Genomic DNA, 21,081 nt, shown 5'->3' with positions numbered 1-21,081 from the left:
TTCACATGGTTCGCAACTGTTGGATTAATCCTTTTCTTTGCGCGTCCCATCCAATGAAAAAATGAATGTTTCTTCCTTAATTATCTATTTCGGGATGAAGCCTTGTGGCACAAAAAGTATTTATAGAGTTGATTGATTCGGAATAAAAACTCAGGTAGGAACGTATATGGAGACGGTTTGTCATATCGAGATTATAAAAGACGGGCGAGATTTTGTTGCACGTGCACATCTTGCGAATGGAGCAGTGAAAGAATACCGTCATCAGATCTTTGAAGATGTGCTTACAGAGATGGTTATTGATCTCCAAGAAGAACTCGCAGAATAAAAAAGACGTTTTTTCTTTTTTGATTTTTTTACCCGAGTCGTGGGACAACAATCATGATGATAATAGTAAATGCAATCAGAGCCCACATAAGATATATCCAGAGTCGTCGTTTTTTCATCATCTTTTGATATCGTTGTTTACAGTCTTCTGAACAGAGGGTTTCCGAAACAGGTACCGCCTTACCGCAGATATGACAGTGGGTGTGTTGTGGTATTTTTTCAGTCATAGCATATTCAATCCTGATAATGGTAATGCTACTGATATAGTTTTTCATATAATTCTAGGTTCATCCATCAAAGTTGTTCCATCAAAGGAAACCCGAAAAATTTAATTACCTACAGACTATAATATGAATCAGTATAAAATTAAAATTCTGGGGGAATATACCACAATGAAGAAAAATAAAATACATATCATGATAGTAGGAATACTTGTTCTATCAAGCATTGGAATTCCGTTAGGTCACGCAGAACATCAAACATCACATTCAGTTACAGACAGTATTATCACACCACAAATCAACATCCAAACATCATCAGTCGATCAGAGTGTTTTTGTCACAATGAAAGATATTGCAACGTACCTCTCTATACCAGGACATCCTCGACTACCGATCCTTATCAAAACCTATGAGTTGCCGTTCGCAGCAACCAACATCCTTGTCAACGTCAACCCAACAGATATTACCACCCTTGACATCACCGGAGATATCAGGCCCTGTCCTCCGATGCTCCTCCTGACCGATACTCTTGATACTGAAAAGCACGACACGATAACCAAAGATCCAACAATTTACTCGATGACAACACCCTACCCATCCACATGGTATTCTACCAAAATTGGTGTGGGTCTTAATAAAAACAATCAACGTGTTACGTTTGTATCAGTCCATATATATCCACTTCGGTATACCCCAACAACCAGACGTCTAACTATTGCAAAAACTACGGAGATTCACGTGAGCTACACCTCACCTGCACCGAATCCGTTATCTTCAATCAAAGAGTCCTATGATCTCGTTATCATCGCACCAAAAAGTTTTGAAAAACAACTCCAACCACTCATAACCCATAAAAATAATCATGGTGTCAAAACATTCTTGAAGACAACCGAAGATATCTATGTCAACTACGAAGGTGTGGATAAGCCAGCGCAGATTAAAAACTTCATCAAAGATGCAATCGAAACCTTCGGGATCACCTCAGTACTTCTCGTTGGTGGATTAAAAAATGTGGTATGTGCCCGGCCTCGCGATGATGCAAACCAAGGTAGCAAAGGATGGCATGTCCCGGTTCGGTATACCAATCTTTATGACAACCCAAAATTCCCGCTTTCCGGAAGTGCAATTTTTGATCCTGGTGTGATCAGTGATCTCTACTACGCTGATATCTACCGAATCGGTGGAGTTTTCTCAGACTGGGACGTCAATGGAGATGGTATCTTTGCTGGATGGGGAAAACCAGGGTATGCAAACGATACTGGAATTGATATGTATCCTGATGTAAATCTCGGTCGACTTGCCTGTGCCAACAAACGAGAAGTCGAAACTGTTGTCCAAAAAATCATCACCTATGAAACAACAACCGCTGGAAAAGAATGGTTCAAAAAAATGATCGTCGTCAGCGGTGATGGTTTTCTTGATCAACAGGATTTAAACATACAATGGGACACGAAACCTCTACCAAACGGAGCATATACCATCTATGCACAGAGCAGCAACCCAACTGGAGATTTCGGCCCAATAGAAACCATCAACATCACGATTGATAAAACCAAGGAAACCCTCCTTACCTACAACCATGATGATTATCTCAGAACCACGACATATCCAGGGCTTCCGATTGCCGAGATCACCACGGTTACCGAGGGAAACATCCTTGGTAATACAGATTACACCTATGTTCCATCAGAAAGCGAAGCATACTGTAACGAATTTTATTTCTGGGGAAACATTAGCTACCTCAACGGAGTACTTACCATCCGAGGAAAATCCTATGATCCAAAACCATACGGAAATAAAAGCAATATCCATGTTTGGATAAAAAATAGTGCTGATCAGATTGTGTTTGAAGACTGGCGAAATAACACAGAGATGTACTACGAAGGCGAATGGACTACTGGTGAAAAAGCATTGCTTGGTCGCGGTGGTGCTCTCTACTATATGCCTGCAGATTTTGATCGGGAAATCATTTGGACTTCGAATGGTCGACTCACCGGTCAACAAGCAGTTCTCGACGCATGGACTACAGGATGTGGCTTCTTGTTTTTCTCAGGACATGGCAGTCCGAATGTCTGGGCTGATCATTATCCTGGTGTTCCGGGTAATCGACAAAAAGGTAGTGTGACTGGCATGCAGGTCACCACTCTTCGACCATGGTCTCCATTTGTAACTCGACCAGCATTCCCTATGGACACTGTTAACAACAAAGAAAAACTTCCAATTGCTGTTGTTGGAGGCTGCCATAACAGTCAGTTCAACGTTTCAATGGTGTATGGCCTCCTTGATATACTCCATTATTATTTCCCAAGATTCCCGAAACTCTATATGTGGTGTCATGGTGTCCCAGTACCACAAACGTTCAGTTGGAGAATGGTTCGAAACCCACGTGGTGGTGCAATTGCATCTATCGGCAATACAGGACTTGGTTACGGGATGCCTGGAATTGATCTGACTACGGGTGGCGGCGACGGATGGATTACAATCGAATTCTTTAGACAATACGGAGAATACGGCGTTGATATTCTTGGTCAAACCCATGCTCAGACAGTTACCAGCTATCTGAATACCTTTGATATTACTGATCTTGCCGCAGGGCATCCGAAAACCGTGCAACAATGGGTCCTCCTCGGTGATCCAACATTGAAGATTGGTGGATACGAATAAAAAAAAAAAGTATATCCATCAATTTTTTTCCATTTTTCAAAAAAAAAGATTACTGAAGAGCAACAGCACCGTTTATGATAGCAATATCCACAAGAGTATGTATACGTACGTTATATTCTGAAGCAATGGTCTGTTTGCAGGTTCCTTTATTGACTGCAATAAAAACACCTTTCACCGCAATATCCATCTGATGGAATACCTCAAGTATTGCACGTAAGGTACCTCCTGTACTCAGCACATCATCAACGATTATAACCGTATCCCCCTTTTTGAGTCCATTGATATACAGTTTTGATTGTGAATATCCAGTGACCTGCCCAACAGATCTCTCACCAGGAAGTTGATATTTTCGTTTTCGTAGAATCGTAAAGGGAATGTCTAGGTCAAGAGAAAGCGCAGTTGCAAGGGGTATGCCCATTGCCTCTATGGTCACAATTCGGTCAAATGCGCCTATCGTTTGTATCTGTTTTTTCATCTCAGCGACTACTTCACAGAGAAGCGCTGGAGAGAGTAACGGAATACCATCAGTTAACGGGTGAACAAGGTAACTATAGGTATCTTTTTTGATGATTGGTGCTTGATACAATGATTGCTTGAAGAGTTCTAACGTCATAGTTCACCAACTTTCTTACAAGTTTTTTCAAAAATTGGGATAAATTCATCGATGATGTGTGTGGTAATCTGCGGCATAAGAACAAGTCTCATTCCACCGAGCGTTCGTAAAAGATTCACCCGCCAACCAGCAGTTGCTAACTGGTGTACTACTTCAGCGGGTTTTCTCAATTTTACCCCAACAACATTCATCGTTGGCCTGACAAACAACGGTAAACCAAGATCAGTAATTCTTTTTTCTGCATACTCTGTTGTCTTCATGCACTGTTTTACAAGATTCATATATCCTTTATATCCAAGATACTTTGCAACAGCATACGCAGCCGCAACCGGGCCACCAGAACGAGTACCCAGGAGACCTGTATGCGTCGTACTGCTGATGTATGGAGATTCAACACTGATCGTTTCAAACCATTGTTGATCTCGAATCAGCAAAGCACCAAGCGGGATAGCAGCATATCCCATCTTGTGGGCATCAAGTGAAATGCTCTGAACACCAGGAATTGTAAAATCAAACTCAGGTACCTTGTATCCCAGCTGGTGTAAAAATGGGATTACGTAACCACCAAAAGCAGCATCAACATGCAAAAAAATCTTTTCATCTTCGCAGAGCTCACCAAGTTCAGCTATTGGATCAATAGTTCCTAGCTCGGTTGACCCGGCAACACCAAGCACTGCTGCAGTATTAGTCGTGATTTTTCTTTTCACGCAAGAAACATCCATGGTAAAATCCTTAGTTAACGGGATAGCTATAAGTCGCATATTCATCAAAGATGCGATTTTTTTCATCGAGAAATGCGCATGTACCGGAAGAATAATTTCTTTCTTCTTACGAGAACGTTGTTTTGCAAGCCACATCGCCGTGATATTTCCCTCAGTTCCACCACTCACAATGAGTCCTCCTGAACGCTGGGGTGCGTTGAGCAGTTTTTGAAGAAAAGAAAGGTACCGCTGTTCGATTTCTTTGGTTCCAGGAAAAAGATCAGGATCACCAAGATTCGTTTCAAGAAACATCAGATATGCTTTTTTTGCAATCGGATGGGGCATAGTACACATCGAACCAAGAATCCGCCCGCTCGAAAAACTAAGTTCCTTATGTTGATACTGTTTCAGCTGTTGTAGGACTGCATTCATTCGAGCTTTTTGTTTGGGAGTCATAGAACAAACAGAGAATAAGGTAACATTTAAAAAAAGATTCTCTTGATCAAAAAAAGGATACCATTACATTTTAATATAGGTAATTGTATTTTGATTACATGATGGAAAAACAACAACAAACCGGCGAAAAGTTAAGCGAGGTCACCACGTTTCTGAAATTGCCAGTGTATACCAGGAATGGGATCTATATTGGACATGTAAAAAACGTTTTCCTTGATATCGATGAAAAAAAGATCAGTAGCCTCCTGGTAACTAACACGAATCCATCACTGGTTGAAGGAAGCGTTGATGTGGCTGTTCCCTACCGATGGGTTAACGCAGTCGGTGATATTATCATTCTCTCCAACTTCCCCAATAAGGTTACTACTAAGAAAAAAGAAGATAAAAAGACAAAACCAGAGGGAGCTGATCAGCCCATCGAGATGATCGAATAATTAGAATTCCTCCATCTGGAATACATCAGAAAAATTTGGGGAATTTTCCTTTTTTTTCATTTTCATATATAAATCTTGATTTTCATGCAAATATTTTTATATCATGTAAGTTATATATATTTATACTAGGAGTACTGAATATCGAAGAATAAGAACTGTACAATAAAGTTTAAATATCTAGTAAAATAACTAATATTGTAGTAAATAAAAAAAACCGGTGGTACCAAACATGACGAAAAACCTTCGAATGGTTAAAACTACAGCAATAATTTTAGTACTGTTCTGTAGTGTTTTATGTTCCTTTACTCCAATAACCTCTGCAAAATTACTCACCTTTTCATCAATCTTAGAAATAACCTATGATACTAACGCAACCAAAGGAGTTGATTTTCACCCAAGTGGCCCTGCGGTTCTTGTACCAATTAAAATTCGATATAAAGCAGTAGTGCCCTCAATATTCCTTAATTCACCACTTAAACTATTAATATTTGGCATCATCTTACCTCCGGTTCCGATCACCCTGACAATAGAGAATCGACCTGACTGGGCAACAGTCTCAATTGTCAATCCAAATCCAGTCATTGACTCTATCGCTAATGAATTTCTCGAAGCAGAAACTGCAATCGTCATTGCCCCCCTTGAAAATGCACCGGCTGAAAACTGGTTCATCACGATCAAAGCTGAAGCACCCCGAGTTGCACGCGGACGGGTTGAACCAAGTACTGCCAAAGTTGATATAACCTTCCAACCAGGATACACCCCAGATATTGATATTAGAACTGAGAATCCTGTGAAATTTGTTGGTCCGCAAGAAACTGCAACATTCCCCATAGAAATTCAAAACCTTGGGAACAAAAAAACTCGGGTCACCGCACGGATTCTTGACTATCCTCAAGGGTGGACACCACTCTTACCAAACACCCAGATAACTATTGCACCTGGCGAGGTTGGTTTAATGAGTTTTTCAATCACACCTCCTTTTGGATTCGGATGGCATAATGAATATGAAACAATTACCTTAGAATTCACACCTGAATTCTGGCCTCCTGCAGCCGGATCTCAACAGTCACAATATGTTGGTTCTCCGGTTATTTATCAAGTGACCGTACGAAATCGAGGGATATCAACGCCAGGATTTGAATTTGTCATACTTGCTGCTGCTCTTGGATTAGCAGCAATACTTGCCACATACATAAAAAATAATAAAAAAAATAAATAAAAGCAAAAGAAGCAAAAACGAACGATGGAAAAACTATGCGATGTAAACAGAGTATAACGATTTTTATCATTCTTGGGTTACTTCTTCCTACAGTAACAATCGCTACACAGGCAAGTAACGAATCGACAGCTGAAGTCTCCATTCTTACCTCTGGTCAACTACCGATTATCCGACCAAACCAAGATAATTTTATTTACTTGAAATTTGATGATACGTTTGGAATCAACTGGACAAGATTACAAAATTATCTACCGCCTTCATTATTTTTCCTTAAAGGAACAAAAATCGGGAAAGCAATATCCTTTATTCTCACTCAAGTTATCTGGGGAAACTTTATCCATCGGAGTTGGAAACCATTCCTCGGATATTCAAAAATCTTGATTAGCGCTGAGATCGATGGAAGCAAACCAGGCTGGAGTGTAAGTATTTCACCAAACACCATCGCGCAGTCAACCGATGGAAAAACAGCAGATCTTACCTTAAAAGTAAACGTTGAGGATACCGCTGTTGACAACACTGTGATTGTCCGCATCAAAGCAACTAGATTTTTAAAAGATAACTCAGAATACGGAACATCCTATTTTGACATCCCTCTTCGATCAACATCACTTGATTATGTCGAAATCCGCCCTATTGAACAGATAAAAACAATAAGCCCAGGTTCAGTAGCAACATACCAAATAGAAATAAAAAATTTAGGCTACTTCAAGGATACCTTTCAAATCAGACTCAATGAAACCGATAGAATAAAAGGAGGGGTTACCACACAGGCATTAGTGCTTGATGCTGGCGAAGCAAAAGTTATCACAGCGTATCTCATCGCAAAAGATATTCTTTATGATCCTGGCACAACACATATCATCAATATTTCAGTTGCATCATCAACCAACCCCCGCGATAAATTCTACGGACGTGTTCAAATCAGAACCCAAGGCGTCTATATCTCTGATGTTATGTATGTTGCTGCCGCAGCATTGTTTATTATTCTTGCTTGCATTTATGCATTGTATACCGTAATGATAAAAAAACGAGAAGAAGAACGCTTTGGTCCAAAACCAACCAAACCCTGGAAAATCCCTGAAGAACAAGCCCATCTGAACGAATTAAAAAAATCTGACCCAGCTGCCTACGAGCAAGAACGCATCATGATGGAACAAGAATATAAATCAGCACTCGACTGGTACAGAAGCTATAAAGAATCAACGAAACAAGAATTAAAACGTAGCCAGCTGTCAAAACCTGGATTCTTATCACGAAAACAAAAGGAACCAACAGTAACAAAAACAATAGTCTCAAAAAAGAAAAAAGAAACAAAACCAGCAAAAGAAGCAATACCTGTGGAGAAACAAGCTGAACACACGTCAGACACAGATCAAAAGAAAGAAAAAATTCTAGAAAAAATCAAACGAGAACAAGAAAAACAAAAAAAGTTTTTTTAAAACGGTTTCTGAGGTATTCGCTGCCTCTCTCACATTTTTACATCTGGAGCTCTTTGTAAAAATGATGTTTTTATTCTGAAAAACTACGAACAACGCTTCCTTTTTTAATCACCGTGTTAACCAAATTCACCCCAAAATGGTAGGGGATGAACAAATGCGACGGACAATTCAGAACAAGAACATCTGCCTGTTTTCCAACTTCAAGGCTTCCAATGGTATGGTGCAAACCAAGAGCACACGCTGCATTGTACGTTGCCGCAGCGATTGCCTCGGCCGGCGTCATTTTCATATAATAACACGCCAGTTGAATCATAAGCTGCATGTTTTCAGTCCAACAATTGGGATTTAAATCGGTAGCAAGTGCAACAGGAACACCGCACGAAATTATTGCACGTGCACGCGCATAGGAATGCTGCATCAACGTCAACGGAGTTGCAGGTAATAACACTCCGATTACCCCTGCACGAGCCATCTCCTGGAGATTATGATCTGACGATTGTAACAGATGATCTGCGCTAATACAGCCAAGCTGTGCAGCAAGACGTGCGCCACCGGTATCGACAAGTTCGTCAGCATGCATCTTTAAACCAAAACCATACTTTTTTGCACTCGTCAAAATACGGCGTGTCTGATCAATAGTAAAAACACCTTGCTCACAGAAAACATCACAAAAAGAAGCAGAATCACGTACGTGCGGTAACATTTCATCAATCACCAAATCCGTATATTCCTCAGAAGACATCTCCTGAGGAACAGCATGTGCTCCAAGAAACGTTGACACAATATCAATTACGTGTTCTTTGTTTAATCGTTGTTGAACTTCTAAGATTTTCATCTCAGTTTTCAAATCAAGGCCATATCCTGATTTTGCTTCACACGTGGTTGTTCCATACGAAAGCATAGTATTCAGTCGTTTCGTACTTTCACAGATCAACTGATCAACAGATGCTTTTCTCGTTTCTGAAACCGTATAAAAAATCCCTCCGCCCCTCTGTAAAATGTCTAGATACGACATGCCCTGCAATTTCAGATCAAGTTCAAACTCACGAGAACCAGCAAAAACAACATGGGTGTGAGGATCAACAAAACCAGGGAGTACAATTTTTCCTGTTGCATCAATGACTCTATCAGCAGTATAAGATAGATTCTTCCCGACGGCGACAACCAGTCCATTATCCAGGGCAATTGAACCATTTTTAATGATTGAAAGCTCACTAAGTTGTTGTCCTTTTCTTGGAGACTCAGCTCCTTTCAGAGTTACTAGCTCAGATGCATTTTTAATTAAAATATCAACACTTGTCATACCTTGAACCACAAATAGTTAAAAGAGGTTCCTTGATTAAGGTTTACGGTGACAAACCCCATGGTAAAAATTGTAGAATGCGTACCAAATTTTAGTGAAGGGAGAAATAAAAAGACTATTGATGCAATTCATCAGCTCATACAGAAACATACCGACGTCCATCTTTTAGATTTTTCACCAAATGCTGATCATAATAGAACCGATGTCACCCTTATTGGTCCTCCTGATAAGATCAAAGCAGTAGCACTAGATATTGCAATAAAATGTGTTGAACTCATTGACATGAACAAACATAAAGGAGAACATCCACGAATGGGTGCTATCGATGTGGTTCCTTTTATCCCCATCTCTGAAGTAACCATGGAGGATTGCATCAAACTTGCACATGAGTTTGCCAAAGAATTCTCAGAAAAAACTAACGTCCCTTGTTTTCTCTATGAAGAGGCAGCACAACGAGAAGACCGACGTAATCTCGCCGATGTACGCCGTGGTGAATACGAAGGACTTAAAAATGAGATTGGGAAAAACCCTGACAGAATACCAGATTACGGCCCTCATAAAATGCATCCAACTGCTGGTGCAACCGCAGTCGGTGCACGGTTCTTCCTCATCGCCTACAATGTCAACCTTGGAACAAACAATGTAGAGATTGCAAAAAAAATCGCACAAGCAGTCCGTCATAGCAGCGGTGGATACCGATATGTAAAAGCTATGGGTTTTGAAATCAAAGAGCGAAACATTGTTCAAGTATCTATGAATCTCGTCAACTACCAGAAAACACCCCTGTTCCGAGTGTTTGAAACAATTAAAAATGAAGCTGAACGATATGGCGTTCCGGTCATCGGCAGTGAAATCGTAGGTTTAATACCTGTTGAAGCACTGAGCCAAGTAGCTGACCATTATCTCCGACTCGAACATTTTACTACGGATCAAATCTTAGAAAAAAAACTCGTCGAGATACAGAAGTGATTATGAATATGCAGAAACTATCTCAATTACCAATTAACCTATTTCTTGATGAACTTGCCTCAAGTAGCCCAGCTCCCGGTGGAGGAAGTGTTGCAGCCCTGGCTGGCGCACTCGGTGCTGCATTAACATCTATGGTAGGAAATCTTACCCTTGGAAAAGAGGCGTATCTCACCGTCCAAGAAGAGATACAAAAAATCCTATCACACAGTGAGCAACTTCGGAAAGAATTAACGGATCTTATCGATAAAGACACTGCGGCATTCAATGAAGTTATAACGGCAATACAAATGCCAAAAGAAACAGACGAACAAAAACAAAAAAGACGAAACGCTCTCCAACAGGCGTATAAAAAAGCAGCACAGGTTCCCTTTCAAACAGCACAACTTTGCGAACAGATCCTTGATCTCGCATTAGAAGTAGCACAAAAAGGAAATAAAAATTCTATCACCGACGCAGCAGTATCATCACTCATGGCACATGCAGGTGTACAAGCAGCAGTTTTCAATGTAAAAATTAATCTTGGTGCAATTAAAGATGAAGCATTTGTCAAAAACATGATGTTTGGTCTCAAGGAAATACAACTCAAAAGCGATGAGAAAAATCAAAAAATCATAAACATTGTCGAAAGCACTCTTTAAAAAAACTGATTTGCATAGCAAGAATACCATGGATCAGATGACCAATGACATGTACTCCCTTTAAATTATACCAAAAACTCTTCTCATATTTTGGCGAACAGAACTGGTGGCCAACTGATCTGTCATATCATAAAAAATATCAAAGTGACCCGCGATTTGAAATTATCATTGGAGCGATATTAACCCAAAACACAGCATGGACAAACGTTGAAAAAGCATTACAACAACTCAAACAGCACAACATCATGACTATCAAAGCTCTTGTATCAATAGATGAAAACCATCTAAAAAAACTCATTCAACCATCTGGTTTTTTCAATCAAAAAGCACAGCGATTAAAACATATAGCGCAATATCTTTATACAAATTATCATGCTGACCTTGATCTGTTTTTCACAAGAGATGAAAAAATACTTCGCCAAGAACTTCTATCATTACAAGGTATTGGCCCTGAAACCGCGGATTCTATTCTGCTCTATGCTGGAAATAAACCGTTTTTTGTCATCGATGCATATACGAAAAGAATCGCAAAGCGAATACCATTTCAAATCGGTGATACAGATACCTATGATACGTTTCAAAACTTTTTTCAAACAGAACTCAAAAAAGAAACACAACCAAAACAACGGGTATTACTTTATCAAGAGTTTCATGCATTACTTGTAGAACTCGCAAAAAATTTTTGCAGAAAAAAACCTCTCTGTCAATCCTGCCCGGTACACAAACTCTGCACGTATCCTAACTCTCAAGCATACTTGTAAGTTTCTCTCGGAGAACACCTGCAGGAATATCAGGAAGCGATATCCACTGCGTTGTCCCAAGCTGCCCTTTCCCGGACAGTTTCATCGTAATAAAACCGGCATTCTCCACATCTTTGAGATACGTCCAAAACATGGTATGCGCACGAGGTTTCTCATGGTATTCTTCACAGGTTATCGTGTAGGTTTTCTCAACATCACCCGTAATAACATATGCAGTTCCATCTTTTTCCAGTCGCTTTGCAATAGCAAGTAAGGTAAGCAGATGGTGTTTTCCAAGATTTTTTAATTTTGTCTCAGTAACCACAGAATACGTTTCAGCTTTCACCGCTCGAACATGCTCAGGAATTACCTGTTGCTTATGTTGTTCATCTGCATATAAACCTGCTTTCCATAATAGTTCAATTGCGAAACGAGCATCGCCCCATTCAGCAGCTAAATCAGCGATCAAATCAATACTATCAGAAAGAACAGTATGAGGATGAAAACCAAGCTGTACTCTCTGCATAACAATATCGTAGAGCTCATCTCGACTGTATTTATCGAGAAGAATACGATTACTTCGTTTAAAAGTACTTACTGCAGATTGCTCTAGATAACCAAAAATATCATGTTGCGAAATACAAATCAATGAAACTGGATTCTGGGTTTTTAAAGTTTCATCATTGAACCGAGATAATGTATAAATTAAATCAGATTTTTGTTTTTTCAACAGTGCATCAACCTCATCAAGAACAAGGATCAGCTGTGACTCACGGCGCTGAAGTTGTTTCTGTAGCACCTGGATCATTTCTTGAACTGAGAAACCACGATCAGGGAAGCCAGGGTCAAAATGGGTTAAAACGCCAAGAAGTACCAATGAATCAGTAGATCGTTTCCGACAATTTACATGAACATAATCAATGATTTTTCCTTGTTTTCGAGCAACAGCTGCAAAGGATGAACAAAATTTTTTTACCAAAACTGTTTTTCCTGAACCTACAGGACCCTGAATTACCACATGTTGAGACAGCCCGTTAAAAACAGGTTTGAACATCTGAGTGAGTTTGCGAAGATGTTCAGTTCTATGAGGAAGTTCTTCTGGAACATAGTCAAAATCAAGGGTTCGGAGATCTTTAATGACTGACGAAGAGAATAATTCATCTTCGATGATATCACGCATATATCAGAAGGTAATATCGACAGGTTGATAAATCTTTATCTGGCCAGAGGGATAAAGATTATAGACTAAAAACACGATGTCTTTTTTAACATATGGAAATAAAAGATGAAAACCAGAAATCAATCGAATATACCAGATCATTATTCCAAGAGTACTACACAACAGCCCCTGCCGAACTTCCAGATCGATTTGGTAGGAGAGAATTTGCATTTATCCTTTTCCAGGGTAAAGGCATGATTCGGCATATTGGTTTTACAAAAAAACAAGAATACCTAACGTTTCTCAGAGAGAGAGTACCTCAACATGCGTACTACTCATCAGCATATTACACAAAACCAGATGCTGCTACCATGCAGGAAAAAAACTGGATGGGTGCAGAACTGATCTTTGATCTTGATTCAGATCATCTTCCAAATGCTGAAAAAATGAGTTACGTCGAATCACTCAGAATCGTTAAGCAAGAATTTAAAAAACTAGTTGAAGAGTTCCTTCTCGGAGATTTTGGATTTCATGAAAAATACATAGAACTCTACTTTAGCGGTGGTCGAGGGTATCATTGTCATGTGAAAGATCCAGCAATTCTTGATCTTGATAGTAATGAACGCAGGGAACTAGTTGATTATATCACCGGTCGAGATATCGAAGATACAATAATATTTCATGAACAAATAACTGGTCGACGAAGCTACGGTGGACGGACATATATCAGTGGGAAAAGTTTAACGATGCCGACTCCAGATCACCATGGTTGGAAAGGAAGAATCAGCCGAGGTATTATTGACATTGTTGAAGAAATCAGAAAAAGCGATAATCCTAAACAAAAACTCACAGAGTATGGTGTAAGAGAGAAAGATGCTGAAAAACTTGTTCTTGAATTATCTGAAGATCGAGTACAACGAATCAAGGACGGTATGCTTGATCAAACAAAAACCATTCGAAAGTTTTTTTTAAACAGTGCTCTGCGGAAAACAGCTGTTTCTCTTGCAGCAGGTGAGACAGACGAACCGGTCACCTGCGATGTGAAACGGTTGATTCGACTTCCAGGATCATTACATGGAAAAACAGGATTTATCGTAAAAAAAATAGAACTCAAAAAACTTGACGATTTTGACCCACTCCAAGACGCAGTTGTACTTTCAGATAAACCTGTTTTGGCCCACATCCCCACAGAAGTCACAATAACGATGAACCATGAAACATTTCATTTATCAGAAGGGAACCAGGAGATACCTGGCTTTCTTGCTGTTTTTTTAATCGGCAGAAAACAAGCAACAATCCTGACAAACAGTTAAACAGAAAAAAATTATAGCTACTCTGTTTTTTTATTTAAACCGAATGGTCTCAAGATTATAAGGAGCAGCGGTATTCAGATTCATTTTCTTATGGATCGCTGAAGAAATATCAATACATTTTGATTCTTCACCATGACTAAAAATAACCCGTTCAGGGCGCGGTGACATATTACTGATAAAACCAACGAGCTGTCGCCGATCACTATGACCTGAGAAGCCATCACAGGTTTCAACATTCATATTAATAGGATGATTTACAATAGTTCCTCCGGTATTTAACGCGATTTCTTTAGCGCCTCGTTGTATCTTCCGACCAAGTGTCCCCTCAGCCTGATACCCAACAAAGACTAACGTGTTTTTTTCATCAGGACTCCAACTTTTAAAATATTCCATAACCGGTCCGCCATTCATCATACCACTTGTTGCAAGGACCACACATGGTTCTTTATCCGCAAGGATTTCATCTCGTGTTTCAACACTATCAACACGCTTAAATATCTCAGAAAGAAGCGGATTGTCTCCCTGTTGGAATATCTGAGTCCGTAAACGATTATTCAGATACTCAGGATACGCAGTGTGAATCGCGGTTGCCTCCCAAATCATACCATCGAGATAGACAGAAATCGGTGGAATGTCCTTGTTTTTTACTAAACTTTCAAGAACAATCATTACCTCCTGACTCCGACCAACAGCAAAAACCGGAACGAGAACCTTACCTTTCTTTTTAATCGAGGTGACAATAATATCTTTCAATCGATCTGTTGCCTCACGGCGACTCGGTTGGAAATCCTCCCGTCCACCATACGTTGATTCAACAACCAATGCCTCAAGTCGGGGAAAATGGTTTACTGCAGGATTGAACAACCAGGTTTTCTCAAATTTAATATCTCCGCTGAAAGCAATATTGTATAAACCTTCTCCGATGTGGAAATGGCAAATCGATGACCCAAGGATATGTCCTGCGTTATGAAACGTCAATCGAATATCCGGTGTGATATCAGTTGTATCACCATATCCAATAGGGATGCAATGTTTGATAACACTGCGGATATGTTCTGATGAATAAGGAACTTTTTTCCCATCGGCTGCAGCAACTTTTAAATAATCCATTTGGAGAAGCGTCATAAGATCACGCGTTGGTGGTGTGCAATAAATAGGACCAGCATACCCATACTTGTAGAGTAATGGGACCAAACCACAATGATCAAGATGTGCATGGGTAATAACAACAGCATCTAGTTTCTCAAGTGGTAGAACCTCTGGAAGATGAATATACGGCGATCCTGCTCCATCTGATGAAACATCAACACCGCAGTCAATAAGAACCCTGCTATCTTGAGTACTAAGCAGAGAACATGATCTACCAACCTCACGAAAGCCCCCAAGAGCAGTAATGCGAACAAATTTCTCCCCCTCAGAAACACCTCGATGCAATTTTCGACCGATTTTCTGAAGGATATCCCGTCGTTCATCACTCATCGTCCGAAGATAACCTCGTATTTCCTTAACGGTTTTCGATTGAATAGGTGGTGCACGAATAATTCGGGGTGTCCAATTAATTGATTTTTTGATTTCATTGAGTAATTGACCTTCTTTTCCAATCGCGGCGCCAGGTTTTAACGCCTCAATAGTTACTTCACCAAGCTCACGTTGGAAAAAGATATCGGTAATCTCTGCATCTTTTGGTATAATTTCACGGATTTTTTTCTCAGCGATTTCTTCATCAGTCAGAACGCTTGGATCAGGACGAACAACAATACGTTTCTGGAGAGTTTTCGCTAAATTTTTAACAAGGTCTTTATTTTTTGCAAATTTATCCGGTGTTTTGGTATAGATTACAAGTAATGCACCTTCAAATTCGACTTGCGATACATCTGTACTTACCGGAATCGAGCTTCGAATTTTTGCTTTAAATTCACGTAAAACATCTTCGACGGTCATACTTTTACCCTTTGAAAATGGATTAAATAACAGTGATTGAATGTGTAATGAGTTTTCCAATATCTTTTATGAACGGAACTGGTGCGGTTTATCTATTTTTTTAATCGATCTAATCGAATTTTTACTTCATCATCAGAAAACATCTTGAATCCTTTATCACTGATGACAGCGACAGTTGCACCATTTCCTGAAGCTGAATCTCTGTTCATAGCAGCAGTTATTGCCCGAAGGGCAACATCAACGCCCTGGTCGGTTGACATATCATCAACAAATAAATCTTCAAGAACACCAAAAACATATGGTGATCCTGAGCCACCAGCAGTATATTTATCAGGAATCGCCCCACCAGCAGCATCAAGAGAAAACACATGACCTCCTGTTGAATCCCAACCACCAAGAATCAGTTGAACATAATACGGATAGAATTTCCGTTGATTCAAAATGTTTGACATCAATGTTGCAGCACTCTGCACAGGCATCTGAACACCGCGTTTTAAACGATACAGATTTACCTCTGCACTAAGGTAACGGCTTAACACTTGAAGATCACCAACAAGACCTGCTGTAGCCAAGGCGAGATGATCATCAATCTTATACAGCTTTTTGGTTCCTTTATGTGCAATCAAGGTCCCCATGGTTGCTCGTTGTTCAGTTGCGATAACAACACCATTCTTACAGACCATACCAAGGATCGTAGTTCCTGTTTTTTTAATATCATCGGTCATAATCACATTTGCTCCTATAAAACCAAGAAAAATACAAGAAGGAATCTCATATGTTTTATTTATACTTTATGCAATCGACCTGAAATCGACTAAGACAGCGAAAAAAATCTTTTTGATTGCGTCATATGATACCAAGTTTTTGACCGCTTGTTTCAAAAATTCGAAGAGCAAAATCAAGATCCTTTTTCGTCAATCCTGCATTCATCATCACTCGAATCCGCGCTTTATCACGAGCGACCATCGGAAAGACGATAGGTAACGCAAAAACACCTTCGTTAAATAACAAATCACTTAATTGTTTAGCTTTTTCTGAATCACCAACAATGACTGGAGTAATTGGAGTTTCACTGGTTCCCGTATCAAAACCAATTGACTGAAGTTCCTTTTTGAAATACCGTGTATTTTCCCAGAGTTTTTGGACATGTTCTGGTTCAGTTTCAAGTACTTCGATTGCAGCAAGTTGTGCTGCTGCAACAGCTGGCGGATGCGAACCACTCAGAAGCCAGGTCCGAGATTTGTTAAATGCAAAATTATACAAATCCTGACTTCCTGCAATAAGACCACCGACAACACCATATGCTTTACTAAATGTCCCCATTTCAACATCGATTTTTCCTTCGATATGAAAATGCGCCCCAATACCTCTCCCTTCAGGTCCAATGACACCTTCTCCATGTGCATCATCAACATACGTCATTGCACCAAATTCGTTGGCAAGCTTAACGATGTGATCCATGGGCGCAATGTCTCCATCCATGCTAAAAACCCCATCAGTAATAATGAGAATTCGGCGGTATTTTTTGTCAGCGTCTCTAAGAATTTTTTCCAAATCGCCAACATCACGATGTTTATAGATTGCCCGATCTGCTTTTGTCAATCGAACACCATCAATAATACTACCATGATTGAGTTCATCGCTGATAATAATATCCCCTTCACCAGCAAGCTGTGGTATAAGACCGGCATTGGCAGCAAAACCAGTTTGATACACAAGAGCAGCTTCTGTTCGCTTAAATGCTGCAAGTTTTTTTTCTACATCGATATGCAGCTTCATAGTTCCAGCAATCGCTCGCACCGACCCTGAACCAGCTCCATACTTTTTCGCCGCTTGAACAGCAGCTTTGATCAATCGTGGATGCGTACTGAGATTGAGATAATTATTTGAACAGAGCATTAACACCTTTTTACCATTGACAATTGCATGTGGAACCGAAGGACTTTCAAGGATCCGCTGTTTCCAGTCAAAATGTTTTTTGACTAAATCCTCATATTCCTCTCTTAAAAACGCAGTTGGATTTCGTTTCATATCAAGCATTCCCCCGAGAGTAAGAATATCCTTTTATAAGCGCTGGTAGAATGGTTCGTTTGATATTAAAAGATGTTGGTTTGTATCTTCACTACTCTGCTAAGACGATACCCAATAACTACCATGTAGTATTCACGACGTGAAAAAAGAGCGTCAAGGTTGCTATCACCAGTATCAACTCTCAGAACCGGAGTGTCAATTAGTTTAGCAGGAGTTGCAATGATGATAATATTATCAAGACCTATTTGTTTTATGACAGGTGGACTCAATTGAAGATTACCACGTCCAAGAATAAAACCTTGTGAACCGATGGGACTTAACAACAGCTTTCTTTTTTTATATTTTGATAACAACTGAAGAATTTGTGTTTCATTTAAATCCTTTCTAATTGTTCGTTTTTGGTAGACCGCGTCAATCCCAAGAAGCGTATTTTCAATTCCAAGTTTTCGGGCGACGTGGTCAATCGTTCCTCCGGATCCGAAAAAAAATAACGTGTCTGGATTCATATCTAACTCATCTCGAATATGCTCGGCGAGTTCATCTTTAATACTTTCCTCGGAAATAGATTCATACGTTGTTTTTCCAACCTGAATATAGGTCGGCTCAATAATTCCTTTTGCAACGCCAAACAGCCGTAATTTCCATTCTCCTTTTCGATACAGCTCCTCGTCCAAATCAATAATTTCAGCATCACCAACGATAAGAGATGTTTCAAGAAAACCATGCAATATTTTTGCAGTGGCCTGAACTGAAACGCCAAAGACGCCAGAATGCATTTTAACACCTGCGGGAATCCCTAAAATAGGAATTGTATTTGAAACGATATCAAAAATATCACGGGCTGTTCCATCACCGCCACAAAAAAGAATTATATCCACCTTTTTTTCCATAAATTTTCTACATATCTTTTTTGTATCTAACGATGTTGTTTTATCGGATGGTGGTCGATAAACAATTTCACTAGGAGTGATACCAACTGCAGCAAGCTCTTTTGCGCCCATCGTTCCAGTACTGGTATACCAAGAAATATCCTCTTTTGATGGATGAATCTCAAGAAATTTTTTTAACATCTCTACCGCTTTTTTGGATGCTAGAGGTTGTGCACCAAGTGTTATTGCCTGATCAACAACACCATCAGTACCTTTCAAGCCAACTCGGCCGCCCATCCCTGCAATAGGATTCACAAGAAAACCAATTTTTTTTGTCATAACCATCTTATAATGAATCAGGTAAATAAGTTATGGTTTAAAGTAGTTTTATCTGCAGGCTATCAAAATCAAAAAAATAGAAAAGATAAACTTATCAAAGTAAAAACAAGCTAATTTAATCTTTTGAAAATAACGGACCTGTGGGGATTTATGGATTTTACAGATATTCAACTGGAGAGAATCGGTCGATTTTATTGATTCTTTGTTTTATCTTATACTAGATTCAGTTTTTTCATTCCATCGCTCGAGAAACAGTTCTTTTAAGGATGTGGTGATACTGTCTAATTCTTTAATCGTTGTATCTTTATTTCCCAGATCTTTTATACTGCTACCAAGTGACCAACATTTTTCTCCGCATATCAGATATCTATCATGAAGTTTAGTATTTAATCTCACTTCTAAATTCACTTTCATTTCCTTCTCGAATTTCTTTTTGTAATCATGAAATTTTTCAGAGTCATATAGATTTGAACTTAAAATTTTTATACTATCAATTTTATCTTTTAAGATGACGAAGGGATATAACGTAGATGGAGAAATATAAGGATCACATAATAATATTTCTTTGTCTTTGATTTCATTAGTTAAAAATTCTTCAAATAGTCGTACAGCTGTAAAATTTCCTCCTGATTTGATTATATAGACAGGAAGTTTTCCTGTCTGTCCAATAATTATTCTTATTCTCTTTAATCCATCTATAAGAAGGTATAGTTTTTCTTGTTTTTCTTCTATTAATTTTTGTTTTTTTACATTATGAAATGCTACGCGATAATTAGGATCTTCCTTTCTTCCCAAATAAATGAATAAATCCTTTACTTCATTTAATTTTGCTCCGGATTTTTTATTTTTATATTCTATTAAATATACTGATAATAATAGGACATTTATATCTGATAATGAATCATCTGCAAGATATCTATCATGATATTGATGTAATAAACCACTTATATCTGTTGGAATTTTTAAATTACTTAGTATCTGATTCTTTGAGGTCATTATCAACAAACCTCTCACCAGAACTTGTTAAGGTCCATGCTTTTAATTTATCTTTTTTCTCTTTTGCTGGCATCATGTGGCCTTTCTTGATATTTTCATTTACCATCTGATTGATATTGGAAGGCAATGGTTCTTTGGCATCAATAAAACCAGCCTTAATGTCTTTAATATTAAAACAATTGACATTTAGATATTTCTCGTAATAATTTCCTATAACAAGTGTCTTTTGTATGTCATCTTTTGGCTTTTTCGATAAAATAAATTCTTTAATAGAAATTTTCTTTTTGATAATATCTGGTTTTGTATGAATCAACATCTCTAATTTTGCTATTCTTTGTTCATGATCTTCAAACAACTTCTTTATTTCTTCGTCCATCTATTTGCCTCCTGCTTTTAACAGTAAAATCTTATCAAAAATTTCTCTGATCCTATGATAGGCTACTCGATATTTTCTTCCAGGAAGATCTTCAACAAAACCTTGTTTCACTAAATCTCTAATAGGACCAGATAGTGCAGTCATTGGCCTACCGAGTTCTTTAGCAATTTCAGAAATGCTCATTGATGCATTTTCTATTATCCCCATTTTATTTGCAAAATATTTTCCTACCAGGATAACTAATATTCTTTGTTTATCACTTAATCCCCCAAAATCTTGAAATATAATTCTACCTGATGGTTGTTCTATTCTAAATATTTTTATCGCATCATCAAC

At 38.9% G+C, this 21,081-nt stretch carries 21 protein-coding genes; 9 read left to right on the top strand and 12 right to left on the bottom strand.

Going from position 1 to position 21,081, the window contains the following annotated elements:
- Positions 1–166 precede the first annotated feature (166 nt).
- Positions 167–325 carry a hypothetical protein gene (locus QXL17_06375; protein MEM4258758.1) on the top strand — a complete coding sequence of 53 codons (159 nt, stop codon included), beginning with the start codon at positions 167–169 and terminating at the stop codon, positions 323–325.
- 28 nt (positions 326–353) lie between these two features.
- Here the strand turns inward: QXL17_06375 and QXL17_06370 are convergent, their stop codons facing one another.
- Entirely contained in the window at positions 354–599 is a 246-nt protein-coding gene (locus QXL17_06370) for a DUF2116 family Zn-ribbon domain-containing protein (GenBank protein MEM4258757.1), read from the bottom strand.
- A 117-nt stretch (positions 600–716) separates the two neighbouring features.
- Here QXL17_06370 and QXL17_06365 point away from each other — a divergent pair, with 117 nt between their 5' ends.
- A complete protein-coding gene (locus QXL17_06365; GenBank protein MEM4258756.1) occupies positions 717–3,209 on the top strand; it encodes a C25 family cysteine peptidase in 2,493 nt (830 codons plus the stop codon).
- A gap of 49 nt (positions 3,210–3,258) precedes the next feature.
- On the opposite strand, the gene hpt is transcribed toward QXL17_06365, so the two are convergent.
- Positions 3,259–3,822: a hypoxanthine/guanine phosphoribosyltransferase gene (hpt, locus tag QXL17_06360; protein ID MEM4258755.1), complete on the bottom strand. Its 564-nt coding sequence runs from the start codon at positions 3,820–3,822 to the stop codon at positions 3,259–3,261.
- The gene (gene mfnA / locus QXL17_06355) at positions 3,819–4,979 is read right to left on the bottom strand and encodes a tyrosine decarboxylase MfnA (protein MEM4258754.1); all 1,161 of its coding nucleotides are present in this window, start codon (positions 4,977–4,979) and stop codon (positions 3,819–3,821) included. The genes hpt and mfnA overlap by 4 nt, the downstream gene beginning before the upstream one ends.
- A gap of 98 nt (positions 4,980–5,077) precedes the next feature.
- Here mfnA and QXL17_06350 point away from each other — a divergent pair, with 98 nt between their 5' ends.
- The 3 genes from QXL17_06350 (at position 5,078) to QXL17_06340 (ending at position 8,071) form a co-directional block, all read left to right on the top strand.
- Positions 5,078–5,413, top strand: a complete 336-nt coding sequence (locus tag QXL17_06350; protein ID MEM4258753.1) for a PRC-barrel domain-containing protein — start codon at positions 5,078–5,080, stop codon at positions 5,411–5,413.
- A 229-nt stretch (positions 5,414–5,642) separates the two neighbouring features.
- On the top strand, positions 5,643–6,632 hold the full coding sequence (locus tag QXL17_06345; GenBank protein MEM4258752.1) for a hypothetical protein: 990 nt from the start codon (positions 5,643–5,645) through the stop codon (positions 6,630–6,632).
- A 35-nt stretch (positions 6,633–6,667) separates the two neighbouring features.
- Positions 6,668–8,071, top strand: coding sequence for a hypothetical protein (locus tag QXL17_06340; protein ID MEM4258751.1), 1,404 nt, complete (start codon positions 6,668–6,670; stop codon positions 8,069–8,071).
- 70 nt (positions 8,072–8,141) lie between these two features.
- Here the strand turns inward: QXL17_06340 and hutI are convergent, their stop codons facing one another.
- Entirely contained in the window at positions 8,142–9,374 is a 1,233-nt protein-coding gene (hutI, locus tag QXL17_06335; GenBank protein ID MEM4258750.1) for an imidazolonepropionase, read from the bottom strand.
- Positions 9,375–9,434: 60 nt separating this feature from the next.
- On the opposite strand from hutI, the gene ftcD reads away from it, so the two are divergent.
- From ftcD to QXL17_06320, 3 genes are read left to right on the top strand one after another with little or no spacing between them, the layout of a single operon-like run.
- Positions 9,435–10,343: a glutamate formimidoyltransferase gene (gene ftcD, locus QXL17_06330; protein MEM4258749.1), complete on the top strand. Its 909-nt coding sequence runs from the start codon at positions 9,435–9,437 to the stop codon at positions 10,341–10,343.
- Between the two features lie 8 nt (positions 10,344–10,351).
- Complete coding sequence (locus QXL17_06325) at positions 10,352–10,981, top strand: cyclodeaminase/cyclohydrolase family protein (GenBank protein ID MEM4258748.1); 630 nt, start codon at positions 10,352–10,354, stop codon at positions 10,979–10,981.
- A gap of 44 nt (positions 10,982–11,025) precedes the next feature.
- Complete coding sequence (locus tag QXL17_06320) at positions 11,026–11,742, top strand: endonuclease (protein MEM4258747.1); 717 nt, start codon at positions 11,026–11,028, stop codon at positions 11,740–11,742.
- Here the strand turns inward: QXL17_06320 and QXL17_06315 are convergent.
- Complete coding sequence (locus QXL17_06315) at positions 11,720–12,901, bottom strand: AAA family ATPase (GenBank protein ID MEM4258746.1); 1,182 nt, start codon at positions 12,899–12,901, stop codon at positions 11,720–11,722. The genes QXL17_06320 and QXL17_06315 overlap by 23 nt on opposite strands.
- A gap of 92 nt (positions 12,902–12,993) precedes the next feature.
- On the opposite strand from QXL17_06315, the gene priS reads away from it, so the two are divergent.
- Positions 12,994–14,193, top strand: coding sequence for a DNA primase catalytic subunit PriS (gene priS / locus QXL17_06310; GenBank protein ID MEM4258745.1), 1,200 nt, complete (start codon positions 12,994–12,996; stop codon positions 14,191–14,193).
- Positions 14,194–14,223: 30 nt separating this feature from the next.
- Here priS and QXL17_06305 read toward each other — a convergent pair whose 3' ends face one another.
- The 7 genes from QXL17_06305 to QXL17_06275 all read right to left on the bottom strand — a co-directional run.
- A complete protein-coding gene (locus tag QXL17_06305) occupies positions 14,224–16,134 on the bottom strand; it encodes a beta-CASP ribonuclease aCPSF1 (GenBank protein ID MEM4258744.1) in 1,911 nt (636 codons plus the stop codon).
- A gap of 92 nt (positions 16,135–16,226) precedes the next feature.
- Complete coding sequence (gene psmB / locus QXL17_06300) at positions 16,227–16,859, bottom strand: archaeal proteasome endopeptidase complex subunit beta (protein ID MEM4258743.1); 633 nt, start codon at positions 16,857–16,859, stop codon at positions 16,227–16,229.
- 121 nt (positions 16,860–16,980) lie between these two features.
- Complete coding sequence (locus QXL17_06295; GenBank protein ID MEM4258742.1) at positions 16,981–18,165, bottom strand: glycine C-acetyltransferase; 1,185 nt, start codon at positions 18,163–18,165, stop codon at positions 16,981–16,983.
- A 65-nt stretch (positions 18,166–18,230) separates the two neighbouring features.
- Entirely contained in the window at positions 18,231–19,373 is a 1,143-nt protein-coding gene (locus QXL17_06290; protein ID MEM4258741.1) for an ATP-NAD kinase family protein, read from the bottom strand.
- A gap of 207 nt (positions 19,374–19,580) precedes the next feature.
- The gene (locus QXL17_06285) at positions 19,581–20,369 is read right to left on the bottom strand and encodes a hypothetical protein (GenBank protein MEM4258740.1); all 789 of its coding nucleotides are present in this window, start codon (positions 20,367–20,369) and stop codon (positions 19,581–19,583) included.
- The gene (locus QXL17_06280; GenBank protein MEM4258739.1) at positions 20,341–20,745 is read right to left on the bottom strand and encodes a hypothetical protein; all 405 of its coding nucleotides are present in this window, start codon (positions 20,743–20,745) and stop codon (positions 20,341–20,343) included. The genes QXL17_06285 and QXL17_06280 overlap by 29 nt, the downstream gene beginning before the upstream one ends.
- Positions 20,746–21,081, bottom strand: a 336-nt coding sequence (locus QXL17_06275; protein ID MEM4258738.1) for a hypothetical protein, incomplete at its 5' end; no start/stop codon positions are given. It lies immediately after the preceding gene.

Source organism: Candidatus Thermoplasmatota archaeon (genome assembly GCA_038884455.1).
Classification (GTDB): Archaea; Thermoplasmatota; E2; order DHVEG-1; family DHVEG-1; genus JAWABU01.
Note: the sequence above shows the minus strand (reverse complement) of the source record. Positions and strands in the feature narration are given on the sequence as shown.